Annotated in this window: 13 protein-coding genes and 1 pseudogene; 5 read left to right on the top strand and 9 right to left on the bottom strand. The window is 39.8% G+C overall.

What is annotated here, in order from left to right; all coding sequences use genetic code 11:
• Positions 1-51 precede the first annotated feature (51 nt).
• The 9 genes from AC23P2_RS24295 to AC23P2_RS24255 form a co-directional block, all read right to left on the bottom strand.
• A complete protein-coding gene (locus tag AC23P2_RS24295; protein ID WP_277341200.1) occupies positions 52-969 on the bottom strand; it encodes a DUF4249 family protein in 918 nt (305 codons plus the stop codon).
• Positions 970-974: 5 nt separating this feature from the next.
• Positions 975-3,275, bottom strand: a complete 2,301-nt coding sequence (locus AC23P2_RS24290; protein ID WP_487775598.1) for a TonB-dependent receptor — start codon at positions 3,273-3,275, stop codon at positions 975-977.
• Positions 3,276-3,607: 332 nt separating this feature from the next.
• Complete coding sequence (locus tag AC23P2_RS24285) at positions 3,608-3,862, bottom strand: acyl carrier protein (RefSeq protein WP_277341202.1); 255 nt, start codon at positions 3,860-3,862, stop codon at positions 3,608-3,610.
• A gap of 1 nt (position 3,863) precedes the next feature.
• Positions 3,864-4,814 carry a PepSY-like domain-containing protein gene (locus AC23P2_RS24280; RefSeq protein ID WP_277341203.1) on the bottom strand — a complete coding sequence of 317 codons (951 nt, stop codon included), beginning with the start codon at positions 4,812-4,814 and terminating at the stop codon, positions 3,864-3,866.
• 27 nt (positions 4,815-4,841) lie between these two features.
• On the bottom strand, positions 4,842-5,687 hold the full coding sequence (locus AC23P2_RS24275) for a hypothetical protein (protein ID WP_277341204.1): 846 nt from the start codon (positions 5,685-5,687) through the stop codon (positions 4,842-4,844).
• Positions 5,688-5,739: 52 nt separating this feature from the next.
• A complete protein-coding gene (locus AC23P2_RS24270; protein ID WP_487775654.1) occupies positions 5,740-5,832 on the bottom strand; it encodes a hypothetical protein in 93 nt (30 codons plus the stop codon).
• Positions 5,833-5,873: 41 nt separating this feature from the next.
• Positions 5,874-6,020 (bottom strand): hypothetical protein, encoded by a 147-nt coding sequence (locus tag AC23P2_RS24265; protein ID WP_472490396.1) that lies wholly within the window; start codon positions 6,018-6,020, stop codon positions 5,874-5,876.
• 225 nt (positions 6,021-6,245) lie between these two features.
• Positions 6,246-7,790, bottom strand: coding sequence for a hypothetical protein (locus AC23P2_RS24260; RefSeq protein WP_487775597.1), 1,545 nt, complete (start codon positions 7,788-7,790; stop codon positions 6,246-6,248).
• Positions 7,791-7,837: 47 nt separating this feature from the next.
• A complete protein-coding gene (locus AC23P2_RS24255; protein WP_277341206.1) occupies positions 7,838-8,398 on the bottom strand; it encodes an RNA polymerase sigma factor in 561 nt (186 codons plus the stop codon).
• A 392-nt stretch (positions 8,399-8,790) separates the two neighbouring features.
• Between AC23P2_RS24255 and AC23P2_RS24250 the strand changes: the two genes are divergently transcribed.
• The 5 genes and pseudogenes from AC23P2_RS24250 (at position 8,791) to AC23P2_RS24230 (ending at position 15,825) form a co-directional block, all read left to right on the top strand.
• The gene (locus tag AC23P2_RS24250) at positions 8,791-10,002 is read left to right on the top strand and encodes an IS256 family transposase (protein WP_487775596.1); all 1,212 of its coding nucleotides are present in this window, start codon (positions 8,791-8,793) and stop codon (positions 10,000-10,002) included.
• Positions 10,003-10,199: 197 nt separating this feature from the next.
• Complete coding sequence (locus AC23P2_RS24245; protein ID WP_487775595.1) at positions 10,200-10,538, top strand: hypothetical protein; 339 nt, start codon at positions 10,200-10,202, stop codon at positions 10,536-10,538.
• Positions 10,529-10,948 (top strand): annotated as a pseudogene (locus tag AC23P2_RS24240) (transposase family protein); the annotation flags it as partial. The gene AC23P2_RS24245 and the pseudogene AC23P2_RS24240, both read left to right, overlap by 10 nt.
• Before the next feature lie 97 nt (positions 10,949-11,045).
• Entirely contained in the window at positions 11,046-11,366 is a 321-nt protein-coding gene (locus AC23P2_RS24235) for a DUF6660 family protein (RefSeq protein WP_310586047.1), read from the top strand.
• 88 nt (positions 11,367-11,454) lie between these two features.
• Positions 11,455-15,825 (top strand): CusA/CzcA family heavy metal efflux RND transporter, encoded by a 4,371-nt coding sequence (locus AC23P2_RS24230; protein ID WP_487775594.1) that lies wholly within the window; start codon positions 11,455-11,457, stop codon positions 15,823-15,825.
• The last annotated feature ends 10 nt before the right edge of the window (positions 15,826-15,835 follow it).

Raw genomic sequence — 15,835 nt, 5'->3', positions numbered from 1 at the left:
CAGAAGAGAAATGTCTTGATTTATTTTGTAAGAGTTAAAGTTTTATCTTTATCATTCTGGATATACAAATTTGACTGAATCAGACACGGCAATGGCCCCAAAAACCCCAAAAGCATTTTTGAATTGGGTAGGTTTGAGAAAAACCGGCTCTACAAAAGGGTTGAACTGTGAGAGTTTCTGGCGGTCTAACTGGTCATAAAAATCATAGGCGTTTTTGTCCATTGTCTGCAAACGAATATAGCCTACGTCCCCGTTTTTATGTTTAAATGTCGGTTCGGCTACAATCGTCAGCCCGCTACTGCCTTTGCTGGCATAAGTCGTGCGGCCTATTTCCAAGATTCTCACTTTTTTGTCAGTAAGGCAAGGGCTTTTTGTTCCGCCTGCATCACGGGCGGTGCTGTCTATCATTCGGGCCATCGTATAGCGATAATACAGATTGGGTTTGTTCTGATCTTTGAAATTTATAACTACGCCCTCGTGTTCGCCATACAAGTCGTTGAACGCTTGAATATAGCTTGAATTTTCGACAGGCGTAACGGGCAAGTCGGTAGTAGCCGTAGCCGTATAGTTTTGCCATTGCCATTGAATATCCAGTTGGTATATGCTGTTGGTTTTAATAGCGATTTTGCCTCTATAAAAATATTCAAATCCACACCTAAAACCGTTGTAGGTTGAATCAGGGCGAAGTACATCGGTTTGGCCACCGCTCGTTATTTTTACTACGGCATCTCTAATAAAAAGCTGGGCATTGGTTTGTTTTGGGTCAAAATAAGGTACGGTTCGGTCCAGATAGAGCTGCGGCACTTCGTTTGGGCTGAGTAGGCATTGTATCGAAACAGTACCTGTATAGGGCAAGGGCGTAACGCCCAGATTTTTTTCGCACGAGGCCAAACTCAATGCGATGACAGCCACAATGGACGCAAAAAACAAAACCTTAAAACGAATATATGTAGTTGATAATTTGTTCATTTCGATTAAAATTTAAAATTGTAGCTCACACTCGGAATAATGGGCAACAGCGAAACCTCTTTGGCCTGTGGGACTTTGGTGATAGGGTCGGTGGTTAAGTAAACAAAATAGGGATTTCGGCGGCTGTATAAGTTATAAATACCAAATACCCATTCTCCGTCATAATTTTTCTTGAAAAATTTACGATTGGGCTTATGCAAAATAGCACTTACATCGAGGCGATGATAAGGCCTAAAACGGTAATTGTTGCGAGTGGTATAGTCTGAGTAAGTGCCATCGTAGAGCGAGCCATCTTGAAAGACTGGAATACGGCCTGTCGGCATCGTAAAAGCCCCACCGCTTGTAAACACAAAATTAGCCGCAAAAGTCCATTTTTTATTAAACTCATAAGTAGCCGCAACGCTAAGGTTATGGCGTTTGTCATAAGTAAACGGAAACGGATTGCTGAAATTGAGTGAGTCGAACTGTTGGGTGGTTTTAGAAAGCGTATAAGACACCCACCCTGTGAGTTTTCCTACATTTTTCTTCACAAAAAACTCAATGCCATAACTATTGCCATTGCCAAATACCAATAGTTTTTCTAATTGGTTGGACAATAATGGCTGTGTGCCTTCTCGAAAAAGCACTTGGTTTTGCATCGTTTTGTAATAGGCTTCTACACTGGTTTCGTAGGCATTATTCTCAAAATTTTTGAAAAGTCCCAATGCTATCTGTCGGCTGTTTTGGGGCTTCACAGTAGGGCCACTACTTATCCAAATGTCGGTTGGCAACGATGCCGTACTGCTCGGTACTAAATGCACAAATTGGTTCATTTCGGTATAAGCCGCCTTAATCGATGTAGTAGGATTTAGGCTGTATTTAATATTAAGCCGTGGTTCAATAAACGAATAAGAAGTACCACTACGAGTAAAAGTAGGCAGTCGCAAACCGATATTGAGGCTTAGGTTGTCGCTGGCTTTTATTTCATCGTTAGCATAAAAAGCCCAAACCGTTGAATATTGTCGGGGAATACTGTCTGATTTTACGACTTTGAATATACCCGACTTAGGAATTTTGGTAGAAGTAGAAGAAGGAAAAAAGGTATTGTCAGAATAATTGACCCCTGCATTGATTTTGTGCCGATGGTTTGGGTAATATTCAAGGTCAAATTTGGCATTGAGGTCTCGTATTCCCGAATAGACCTGAGCGTAGTAGTTGTTCTGAATCGTTGAAAGGTTGAGGTGGTAGTCATTCAGAATGACCGATGTATTGGTAAACAACTTACTCGAAAATTGCCGATTCCAACGAATCGTAGCGGTATTATTCCCAAAATTGATACCATAATTAAGGCTATTGGCCCCTGTGTAGGCGGCATTGTCTAAGCCTGTGAAGCCGCTAATAAAAAGGCGATCTTTTTTGCTCAACCAAAAATTGAATTTGGCATTGAGGTCATAAAAATAATAGTTTGTGCCCCCCAAAAAAGGCTTTGCGAGCAAGTCCACATAAGTACGGCGAGCCGATACAATGTACGAAGACTTGTCTTTTTTTAGCGGCCCTTCAATGGTCAGATTCGAGGTTAGCAGCCCAATGCCGCCCGAAACAGCCGATTTTTGGTTGTTTCCATCTTTCATTGAAATATCTAAAATTGAACTCAAACGCCCACCATACTGAGCCGGAAAGCCCCCTTTGATAAGCGACACGTTTTTGAGGGCATTGGTATTGAACGTACTAAACAAACCAAACAAGTGATTGGGATTATAGACCGTGGCCTCGTCTAACTGAACCAAATTTTGGTCGGTATTGCCCCCTCTCACAAAGAACCCTGTTGTACCCTCTTGACCAGCCTGTACACCGGGCAAAAGTTGAATAATTTTGAGTACGTCTCTTTCGCCCAAAACAGCAGGCAAGGTTTTGATTTGCTTCATTGGCACGTCTATCACACCCATTTGTGGGGCCGATACGTTTTGGTAGTTTCGAGTGGCACTTATCCGTACCTCATCAAGCTGCCGTGCCGATTCCGCTAAGGCAATAGTCAGCGAAAGGCTGTTTTGGCCTGTTATTTTTTTGAGTTGAGGCTCATAGCCCACCATCGAAAAAACAAACCCAAGCGTGTCGGCCTTCTGCATAGTGAGCGAATAAAAACCGTAAGTATTGGTGGTTGTGCCTATTTTTTGGTTGGTATTAAAAATGGTAGCCCCAATAAGCGACTCACCCGTTCGAGTATCTCTCACATAGCCGCTAAGCGTAATACTTTGAGCCATAAGCACAGACTGTACGCTTAAATAAAAGCATACAAAACCCAGAAGTTGTAGATAAGTCTTTATCATAGTTCTTTGGTTATTTTCGATAAAGTAAGAACGGGATATCTCTCCCTTTTATCCAAAAATTTTTGGCGAAAACACCGGATATACAACGAAATTTGAATATCAGTGGTCACTACTGTAGTAAGAAAAGAGAATAGTCGATTTATTTTTACATACCCCTAAAAATCTCAGAGCTAAGTCTAACTAACAACAAGTTTCACTGATTATCAATATTTAAAAAAAGAGAATCAATTACACAATTTGCGTCATATTTAATTGATTTGAACGATTTAAAAAGATAGCAGACTTTGCCCGCTATCTTTCTGACTTAATTAAACAGCCATAAAAAGGGGGATTTATTGGGGTATTGCTTGCTCCATTTTCTTCAATACCACATAAATTATCAATTCGATAATACTTTCGTAACGGTTCAATGACTCTTCTGGAAATTCGACCTCGTAGCGTTGTTCCAAATACATCAAAAGCTCCATACGGTCTAATTCATCTAAACCAAGGTCATCCACTAATCCAGCGCCAAGATTTATCTTAGCGGGGGCAATTCTGAATCTACGGTGCATGAACTGTCGCAAGGCCACGAGGTCGAAAACCATCTTAGTCTAATTTTAATAACTTACCTGAGGCATCAAACTCAGCTTCGTAATTTTTGGCTATAAGTGTGAATTTCACTTCATAGCCCGTGATAACCCCTACTTTGTCTTTCTCTACAACAGCACTCACAAAAGCGTAGCCTTTATAAGTGGCATCTAAATAGGCAGTAACTGAGGCTGGCAGGTCTTTTTGGGCAATGACCGTGTCGTTATGGTTATTGTCAGAGTCGGCTGACCCTTTTCCTTCACTATCACCTTTGCCACCTGTATTTACACTAACAAATGCACCAGCGACATCGAAATTAAGGTGATATTGAGTATTGTTCTGCACAATCTCAACTTTGTAGCCCGACAATACCCCGTTAGCCATTCTGCTTTCAGCCTCTTTGAAAGTATAACTTACATAATTGGCTTTGAGGTAGGATGTTATTGCTGCTAACAATGTTGATTCGGCAATACCCGTTCCTTGATCGTGGCCATTAGGGGTTTCGAGTTTGGTAAATTTACCAGCCGCATCAAATTCTAATTCGTACTGGGCTGTGCCAACGGTAATGAGTGCTTCGTAGCCTTTTACCAAACCAGAAGCATCTTTTTTGACATCGGCTTGCACAATGGCATAACCTGCATAATTGGCTTTGAGGTAGTCGGTAATAGCTGTTGGCAGGATAGCAGGGTCTATGACATCGCCCGTTTTCAAGAAAACACCGTTGTTTTGAAAGGTAGCCGTTTTTCGTGCATTACCCTGACTAAATGAAGCCATATAGGCCGTTGGTGCTGTCTGTGTCCAAGTGGTTTGGGTGGCCGATGGGAAATTTTTAGACATAGACGAAAGCACTATTTGCGGAACGTTAGCTACACTCACAGTATTAGCCACCTGTGGGGTCAGTGCATCATTTTTTGAGCATGATGATAGCATGAGCAACCCGCTAAAGGTTGCCAAAATTGCATATTTCATTGTTTTAATAGCGGGTTTAAATATGAATTAATTTTTAGATTGTCTGTATTTTTTAATTTTTGATTTCCGTGGCTGGTGCAGGGCGTAGTCAAACAAACCTATTCGAACCCCAGCCGTAACATTAAGGCCACTCAACTGCGCTGCAGTAGGGGTAGGCAACATAGTCATGGAAGTTGTCATGGTCATGGTCATCGTTTTTGCCATGACGGTAGGTACTATACGATAACTCAATCCTAAGAATACTTTGGCATATCTGAACATATTAGCCTCTACATTAATACCTGGTTGAATAACGAAATAAGACACATCGCCACCGTAGTTTTTATCTCTCCGGTTGGCTTCATTTTCGTTGTGCCTTCCACTATTGTTGTCGATATCTTGACCTTTTTCGTTGCCAATGGAATCTATTTTGGCCATGCCGCCCCCTATCAACAAAGGAAACGAAACATGAACAACGCCATCGGGTTTGGGGGTATATTCGAGTTTGAGGCCGCCATACATATTACTCAGGCTGAGGGCTTTGGTACTGTTCAATTTAGTAGGAGCAAAACCGTCGTCAATGGTGCTGTACCCTGCCAAACCAATACCCCATTTTTTGTTGAGGTGCAACATTCCCAATACTCCCGCCATGGGCGTAAATTGACCCGCCAAACCACCATAGATAATTTCTGAACCCACCGACAATCCTAAATGATGGAGTTTTTTAAGCGGATTTTTTACCCCCGAAAAAAGCGTACTCATTTTTTCTGATTGTTTGGCTTCTACCTTTGGGGTTGGATTTTCGGGCAGTATTTGTGGGGTGGTCTGTCCAAACGAAAAGGACGTAAAAAGTAACCCTACGACAGTAGCCACAAGCAAATTGTTTGTTTTCATGATGTTTGTTTTAAAAATAAAAATTAAGAAAAGATACGTAATGAAGTATTATTCAATTGATTTCACCTTCACTGTTTAAGCCCTTACCTGTGGTCGTAAATCTGGCACCATGAGCTGTGCAGTAAAGTTCTCCGTTTCGGTAAATAACCTGTCGCTGTCCTTCATGACTGCAAATCTGCGTAACTGCTACGTATATCCCCCCTGACTCACCTGCGCAACTACCGTCGTGTTTTGAATGAGATAACCGCCCACTTTAGACAAAGCAGCATTATTAAAGCTACTTAAGTCAATGATAAAATCAACTGGGCTACTTGCTTGGGGTAACGCCTCCACTGCTGCATGAAGTTAACGTTTCACCGGCACAATACACCGCTAACAGTAACGTCCCTTTCAGACCAATACTTTTTAAAAACTTGTTACAGTTTAATTTTTTATTGATTTCCATTTTACTTATTTGTCTTAAATTGAAAAAGTAGCTGTGTTTTAAATGCCTTCTATTAGTAAGTTGTAAACTGTAAAAGAAAGGTTGGGTAAGTGGTCAAAAAAACATTTTTTTTGTCATTTCCCAAAATTCCACTTAGCTCCCATTTTTACGCCAAAACTACTCACGACTGAGCGTATGGGCATCTCTCTCACCAAGCTCGATATACCTTGTGAGTAGTTGGGTTCAGCAAATAGATTAAAATGTTTCCCTATTCCCAATTCAACCCCAGCCCCTAAATTTACGCCATAAGAATTACGTAAATTTTGAAAATTCGTCAGCTCGGCTGTAAACTCCCGTCCCGAATTTTCAAAAACCTCTATTTTACCTTCTTGCAGAATAGGTAGTTGCGAGTATCCTCCCAATAGCCCATAAAATTGGAGTTTAATAGGCACTTGATTCAAGAATCTAAACTGTTTATCCCATACATTGTAGCGAACCAATAACGGCACGTTAATCACGTATCTTTGAATTGGCTCATGTATCTCTATCCCAACTACACTGCCCGATTGGGCAAGGACAGAAAGTTTTTCTGCTGGAATTTCCACCTTACCCAAGGCCGTTCGATATATATAGCCAAATCTGTCATTGATAGCTTCGGCAGTCAATATTTGTCGAAGATTTCGGTCATCAAAACTTGCCCCGCTAAATTCTACTCCCGCCAGCAACTGCCATTTTTCAGAAAGCCGTATTCCAGCTCGTAATCCAGCCGTTATGCCTGCCTGTAACTCTTCGTCACCATAATTAAATGCCTTTGGCTCATTTCGCCGCACATCAATTCCATTCCATTCCGGCGACACATAACTTGATAACGAAAGCCTATCTAATAATGGCGTTCTGACTTTGGGTAGTTTTAGTGCAGTTTTAATGTTTGGGTGATATTTTATTGAAGGTATGCCTAATGGGGCGTTTGGAGTTATGGGTAGTGGTTCTAAATAGTTTACTGTAAAAGTCTTAAAATCAAGAGCAGCCTTTTCTTCATTTTCACGACTACTGAGCGAACTCTCCTGGAGTAATGACGTATTGTTTTGCTCATTGCCAACTTGGTTTTTGGTTTGATTATCTTGTTCAAAATGATTTGACTTTTTACTATGCGTAATGCCTAATTTATTTTTGATTCTTCCTTGGTTATTCTGCTTTGTACTTATTATCAAGTCATTTTGAGTAATTTGTTCTTTATCTAAGCCGTGTTTGTCGTCTTCGGCTGGGTTATTGTCAGGTGTAATGATTTCGTAATTCTGTTCCTTTTTATTAAAATTAGGATTGATTTCGTTTGTTTTAGCATGCAAATTTTCAGCATATACAACTACGGGGCGATTCACGAAAACCCTTTCAGTTCTCGTCAAATAAACTGTATCTGTCTTTCTGGTAGTCACCACCTCTTTCTGCGCCAAAAGAGAGTCGTTTTGAGTCAAGTACAAAAAGGCCGTTCCACTTAAAAGAGTCGCTAACACACCTACAGTACCTTTAAGCCATAGATTTACACACTGATAGCGAATCAGTTGACGTTCGAGTACCGAAATTCGGATATTCGCCCACAGCGACCCAGGAGGTTCCACATTTTTACCTTCAATTACTCGGCGGAAACCCTTGTCTATTTCGTCTTCATTGAAATCAGCCATAGCTAATCAATAATTAAAAGTCCAATAAAAAATTCAACAAATGTTCGCTAATTTAGATTAAGCATTACTCTTTCTATCTTTTTCTGCAAAATTCGTCGCGCATCTGATAGATTCGATTTGGACGTTCCAACCGAAATATTCAGTTTTTGCGCAATTTCTTCATGCTTCATTCCTTCAAAAACGTACAGATTAAATACTATTTTATATGCAGGGGGCAATTCCTGTATCATGGCGATCAATTCATCAAAACTCATTTGAGAATAAATATCATCCGCAGAAATAGGATGATATTCTTCATGAATATTTTCAATACTACCCCCATAACTTTCTCGCTGTCTAGTATCTTTTCGGTACTGTTCAAGGGCTGTTAGAACCATAATTCGTCTAATCCATCCTTCAAACGACCCTTCGTTTCTAAATTTATGCAATGATTCAAAAACTTGGATAAAGCCTTCCTGCAACAAATCCTTAGCTTCGTCTTTGTCGTGGGCATAGCGCTGGCAAACCGCCAACATTTTGGCAGCAAAACGGCGATACAAGGCTTCAAAAGCAGACCCGTTGCCATTTAAACAGGCACGAATAAGTTGCTGTTCTTCGGTCAATAGCATTTGAGGTAGTTCTATTATGTTAGTTGCATTTGAGCAAGGAAAGGTTGGGTAAGAACTGCAATAATGCGATTGAAATTTGTAGAAATTCTGGATAAGTAATTTTACACCAGAAAAAAGTCTATGTATAATAGAGTTGTAGTCAATTGATTATCAATATTTTAGATGAATAGAGTTATATTTGAGCCATGATTAGCTACAAACATATCCGCAGTGACCGCCAATGGCGAGGCACAATTGGCTTAACAGAAGCCAAATTTCATATTTTGGTAAGCAAGTTTTCACAAGCCTATCAAAAAAAAAACGGCATAAGCCTACGGGAAAATGCCTCAAACTTAGCAACGAGACTGTAAATTAAACTCTGTCCAAAGGTTTTTTAACTTTACGACAGAACAATGGAAAAGACAGAATTTGAACAGATGCGCGATAAAGCGCTAACCCAGTTGATGAATGGACAATCGTTAACGGGCAAAGATGGAGTGTTCGCTCCCTTACTCCAACAATTTTTAGAAAGTGCTCTAGAGTCTGAAATGAACGCACATCTTGATGAAAAACAGCGAGAATTAGGCAACAAGCGTAATGGCAAAGGCAGCAAGCGTCTAAAAACAACCTCAGGTGAGATTATTTTAAGCACACCTCAAGACCGACAGAGCAGCTTTACTCCTCAAATCGTCAAGAAACGCGAAACAGTACTAGCTGATAACTTAGCCCCTCAAATCATCGGCCTCTACAGTAAGGGGATGAGTTTTCGAGATATATCCGATCATATCCAACAAATGTATGATGTGGAAATATCTCATGCTACTCTTTCTGAGATTACCGAACGAGTAATTCCGCAGGTCAAAGAGTGGCAGAGTAGACCTCTGGAAAATCTCTACACCATTGTTTGGTTGGATGCCATGCACTATAAGGTAAGGGAAGGCGGTCGAGTTGTTACTCGTGCTGTTTATAATGTATTGGGAGTTAATCGACATGGGTACAAAGATTTGATTGGTATGTATGTATCTGAAAGTGAGGGGGCTAACTTTTGGCTGTCAGTGCTTACGGATTTAAAATCCAGAGGGGTAAAAGATATTTTGATAGCCTGTACGGATAATCTTACGGGTTTTTCAGAGGCAATATTGGCTTGTTTCCCTCAAGCTGAGGTTCAGACTTGCATTATTCACCAGATACGGAACTCACTTAAATATGTGGCTTCCAAAGACCAAAAGGCTTTTATGCAGGATTTAAAAATGGTCTATCAGGCTCCCACAAAGGAGAAAGCTGAATTGGAACTAGATAAACTCGAAGCAAAATGGGGGGTAAAATATCCAGTTGTGCTCAAATCATGGCAGAAGAATTGGCATAAATTGTCTACCTATTTTGCTTATGATGAGCACATTAGAAAGTTAATCTATACCACCAATGCTGTGGAAGGGTTTCACAGGCAAGTTCGTAAAATCACTAAGACAAAAGGTGCTTTTCCCAATGATATGGCCTTGCTTAAATTGATTTACCTGGCCGTTGAAAATATAAGTCAAAAATGGACTTCTCCGTTGCAGAATTGGGCACTTACGGCTCAACAATTACACATCAAATTTGGCAATAGAATGCCAATAGATTTGTAATTTTTTCTTTCAATTATAAAACGCAAAAATAGCCTGTTATTAAATTTGTCAAGGGTATATAAACGGCCTCGTACCTCAGCCGCCCTTGACAAATCCAATAACAAATCAAAAAAGCATTTGAAATCGAAAGAAAAAACTAAATTTGGCCAAAACTAATCATTAGACAGAGTTTGTATTACACTCCCTTAGCAACAACTTTGCTGCTTCCAACCTATGAAGATTGTGTTTTTTATGTACTTTTTCAACTCAAAAATAGCCTCAATTATGATAGTTTAGGGTTATTGATTCACACTGATGCCAGCAATGCGAGGTTAAATTTTGAGAAATATCTTTCTTATTTGAGCGACATTCTCACCGATTTAGGTGCTATGCCCAAACATTCTTTTTCCAGTGTTGAAGAGTTTGAATCTTACTTTTTAGGTATCGAAAGTCTTTTGATTGATGCTTCTGAGCAAGCTATTAATCGCCCACAAGGCAACGAGAATCAAAAAGAGTCGTACAGTGCAAAAAAAAGAAACACCCCTATAAAGAATTGATAATCAGCGGTAAAAACAAAATAATTCATTATGTTAGTAAAACATATAAAGGAAAAGTACATGATTTTACAATTTTGAAACAAGAGTTTCCTTATCAACAAAAATGGTTTGCCAAATTTCGTACTCGTTTGGATTTAGGTTTCCAAGCAATAGCTGATTTATATACATTTTCAGAGTTGGTTATCCCTCACAAAAAGAAACGAGTAAAAAAAGGGGAATCCAATCAACTCTCGCAGGAACAAATTCGATATAATAAACAAGTGGGTAAAGAGAGAATTTACATAGAACATAGCATTGGAGGTATGAAAAGATATAAAATTCTCGTTTACCGCTGTACTTTAAAATCCGAAAACACTCGAAACGTAATTGTTGGTGTTTGTGCCGCTCTTTGGAATTTTACTATAACCTAAAACCCTGATTATCAATTTAACACAACTCTAATACTTTTTTAGAATATGAATTATATATGAAACCTTGTTGCACAATATTTTAACGTACATTTGTCATGTGAAAATTTTAGCTGTCATATTATCCATTTATGTATTGGTGCTGTCAGGTCTCCCTTGTGAAGATGATGCCTGCCATGGAATGAATAATGGAAAAGCATCATCTTCACAAAGCAACCACGCTGACCATCAGGGAGACACAAAATGTTGTTCTCCTTTCTGTACTTGTTGTGGCTCAAACATTGCATTTAGCTTTCACTTTCCTGTATTAGTTCCTGAAAATCGAACCTCCTTTTTTACCCAAAAAGTAAAAATCGCCTTCCACAACGATTCTTTCTTTTCTAATTTCTACGGAAATATCTGGCAACCGCCCAAAATCTAATTTTGAAAGTCTTATGGCCATTTCTTCCTGTTGATAGCTACCTATCAATAGGGGTATTTGTTTATGGCACTTGCGGAACACCGCCTGTATGAATTTTTCAAAATTAGATTCATTAGAAATGTTAGATAAAATCATTCAATTCTCAATCAAAAATAAGTTTATCATAGGCTTATTTACGATGGCACTGGTCTTAGTAGGTATTTACAACCTCAGCCGACTACCAATTGATGCCCTGCCTGATATTACCAATAATCAAGTTCAGGTCATTACTAATGCCCCTACCTTAGCTACGCAAGAGGTAGAACAGTTTATTACCTATCCCATTGAGCAAACCATGAAAACCGTCCCACGCATTGTAGAAATGCGTTCACTTAGTCGTTTTGGACTAAGTGTGATTACCTTAGTTTTTGAGGAAAGTGTGGACATTTATTGGGCAAGAACTCAAATAAGTGAAAGACTAAAAGAGGCCGAAAGGCAAATTCCGAAAGGTATAGGCACACCAGAATTAGCACCTATCAGTACCGGTTTAGGTGAGATTTACCAATATGTGATTTACGCAAAAAAAGGCTTTGAAAAGCAGTATAGTGCGTCCAAACTACGAAGTATTCAAGACTGGATTGTAAAACCTCAATTGTTGGGTACGTCAGGCATTGCCGAAGTTACCACCTTGGGCGGTAGCCTCAAACAATACGAAATTGCAGTTGATCCTGACCGCCTAAAAAGCATGAACATTACCATTACTGATGTTTTTGATGCCCTTGAAAAAAACAACGAAAATACTGGTGGTGCTTATATAGATAAACAACCATACGTCTATTTTATCCGGGCTTTGGGAATGGTGAAATCTATCCCTGATATTGAAAAAATAGTAGTAAAAAACAACGATGGTATTCCTATTTTGATTCGAGATGTGGCAAAAGTGCAGGAAGGTTCGGCTTTGCGATATGGCGCAGTTACCAAAGATGGCAAAGGAGAGGTAGTAGGCGGAATGGTATTGATGCTCAAAGGCGAAAATTCTTCCGCTATTGTAAATCGTACCAAAGAGAAAGTTGAGCAAATTCGAAAATCATTGCCCGAAGGCATTGCCTTAGAACCATTTATAGACCGTACCAAATTAGTAAATAATGCCATCGGAACAGTCCAGACAAACCTACTCGAAGGAGCTTTGATTGTCATTTTTGTCTTGGTTTTGTTACTTGGCAACTGGCGTGCAGGTTTGGTAGTAGCCTCTGTGATACCTTTGGCACTGCTTTTTGCCGTCATTATGATGAATCTATTTGGCGTAAGTGGCAACCTGATGAGTTTGGGAGCAATAGATTTTGGGTTGATTGTAGATGGTGCTGTCATTATTGTTGAGGCGGTTATTCATCGGCTACATCTCAATAAAGAAGGGCGATTAACTGCCCAACAGATGGATGAAGAAGTTTTGGGCGCATCAAGCAAAATTAGGAGTAGTGCAGCTTTTGGCGAAATCATCATCCTCATCGTTTATTTACCCATTTTGGCATTGGTTGGCACCGAGGGAAAGATGTTTAAACCTATGGCTCAAACGGTCTCATTTGCTATTTTGGGAGCTTTTATCTTGTCTCTTACCTACGTTCCAATGGCTTCGGCTTTGTTTTTGAGCAAAACAATTAGCCATAAAAAGAACATTTCCGACAAAATCATTGACACCATTTACCGTTTCTACAAACCCGTTCTGGACAAAGCTCTACAAATGAAGGCTTTAATTTTGGGTGTATCGGTCACGATGTTTTTGATTGCTTTGTTGGTTTTTAGTAACATGGGTGGCGAATTTATTCCAACCTTAGAAGAAGGCGATTTTGCTATCAATTTTCGCAACGCCAACGGAAGTTCGTTGAGCATGAGTATTGAAACGTCCACCAAATTAGAGAAAATTCTGAAAACAAAATTTCCCGAAGTGGTGGAAGTTGTTACAAAAATTGGTTCAGCCGAAATTCCCACCGACCCAATGCCCATCGAATCAGCGGATATGATTATCATTCTCAAACCTAAAAAAGAATGGACAACTACCAAAGATTTCTACGAATTGGCCGATCTGATGAAAGAAGAATTGGAGCAAATTCCTGGCGTAGGTTTTGAAGTGTCACAACCCATACAAATGCGTTTTAATGAGTTGATGACGGGTGTTAGAAGCGATATTGCCATTAAGATTTTCGGAGAAGATTTAGAAAAACTGGCTGCTACATCTACAAATGCCATTGGCTTAATTGGAAGTATAGAAGGAGTAGCGGATATAAAAGACGAGCGGATAACAGGGATGCCTCAAATCACCGTGCGGTATAATCCTGACAAATTGGCTTTATATGGCTTAAATGTCGGCGACTTAAACAAAGTTATTAGAACAGGTTTTGCTGGCGAAGTCACTGGCAAAGTATATGAAGGCGAAAGGCGATATGAATTGGTAGTGCGATTAGACAAAGATTTTCGTCAAGATATTTCTAACGTAAAAAGTATTTTTGTGAGCCTACCGAATGGCAACCAAATTCCACTGGAACAGGTAGCAGAGGTAGGTATTGAGCAAGGTCCTGCCCAAATCAGCAGAGAAAATGGCAGAAGAAGAATCGTAATTGGGCTGAATGTTCGTGGTCGTGATGTAAAAAGTGTGGTAAACGAAATTCAGGCGAAATTAGACACTAAACTTAAACTGCCCGAAGGTTATTACGTAACCTACGGCGGACAATTCGAGAATTTAGTAGAAGCCAACAAACGCCTTTCGGTGGCTGTGCCGGTGGCGTTACTCCTAATCTTTGTATTACTTTTCTTCACTTTCAGCTCGGTCATGCAATCTTTATTGATTTTTACAGCCATTCCACTTTCAGCGATTGGTGGCGTGTTTGCGCTTTGGATGCGTGGAATGCCGTTTAGTATTTCGGCGGGTATCGGTTTTATTGCCTTGTTTGGGGTAGCGGTTTTGAACGGAATTGTGCTAATTGGCTATTTCAATCAACTCAAAGCCGAAGGTTGGGACGATGTGCTGGAAAGAATCAAAGAAGGCACAAAAGTACGGTTACGCCCTGTGGTGATGACGGCGGCGGTAGCTTCGATGGGTTTTTTGCCCATGGCATTAAGCAACGGTGCTGGGGCAGAAGTTCAAAAACCACTGGCAACGGTCGTAATTGGAGGCTTATTAACGGCCACTTTGCTTACACTTATCGTTTTGCCGATTTTGTATTTATTACTTGAAAAAGGAAGAATAATTCGTAAGAAAAAAAATATCTCATCGCTTTTAATCTTAATCGGATTATTTCTGGGAGGAAATGTACATGCTCAAACTTCTCTCAATCTCCAACAAGCCATTGAGTTGGGCACTAAAAACAGTGGACCTGTACAAGCCGGCGAGTTAGATGTCAAACTGCAAAATCAGTTAAAACCTACGGCGGTCGAATTGCCCAAAACCAATATCAACGTCATGCTTGGGCAATATAATACCCGTAGTTTCGACCAAAATTTTAGCATTTCACAAGGATTTAGCCCTTTTCTATTTCAAGCCAAACGAGGTTTAATTAACGAGTATATTAAAGGTAGTGAACTGAAATTGCTGACTACCAAATATGACATTGCCTTTCAAATACGACACTCTTGGAATACCATTTTGTATCTGACCGCCCTGAATCAATTACTTCAAAAGCAAGATGAATATTTACAAACATTCGTCAAAGCGGCAAACCTTAAATTCAAAACGGGTGAGAGTAATTTATTGGAAAAAACCACGGCCGAAACCAAACAACAGGAGTTGGTACAAATTAGAAATCAAAATAAAGGCCTGATTTTGAGTGAAAAAATCAAGCTAAGAAGCATTTTGAATTTGAATAACGATTTTATGCTTGTCGAAAATGAGTTTTTGCCCTCAAAACTCCTGAGTAGCGATTCAACTCTTATCAATCAAAACCCGATGCTACAAATGGCATTGCAACAAATTGAAATAGCGTCGGCAAGCAATAAAGTAGAGAAAGCCCTGAGAAAACCTGATTTTTCGGCAGGCTATTTTCTGCAATCGCTCACAGGAAATCAACAAGTTGGTGACAAAACAATTTATTATAACGGACTGCCACGCTTTCAAGGGCTAACCTTGGGCATAGGTGTCCCGATTTTCGGAGGGGCTTCCAAAGCACGAATCAAAGCATCAGAAACTGACATTCTGCTACAACAAAAAAATGCTGAATACCTTAAAAATCAACTCAATAGTCAGCTTTTGCAGCAAATTCAAGAGCAAAGGGTTAATCAGTCTCTGCTTGATTATTATATCCAAACGGCTTTGCCCAATGCTGAAAGCATCACCAAAAATGCTGCAAAAGCCTACCAGAGTGGCGAGGCGGGCTATGTAGAGTACCTGCAAGGATTAGAAACGGTTTTGAGTATTCAACGCAATTACCTGCAAGCCATCCATAATCTGAATCAGAACCTCATCAATATTCAGTATTTGTTGAACAACTAAATTTTTGATA

This window comes from Runella sp. R0.1_18 (assembly GCF_057652155.1).
This window is presented reverse-complemented; position numbering and strand designations above follow the sequence as displayed.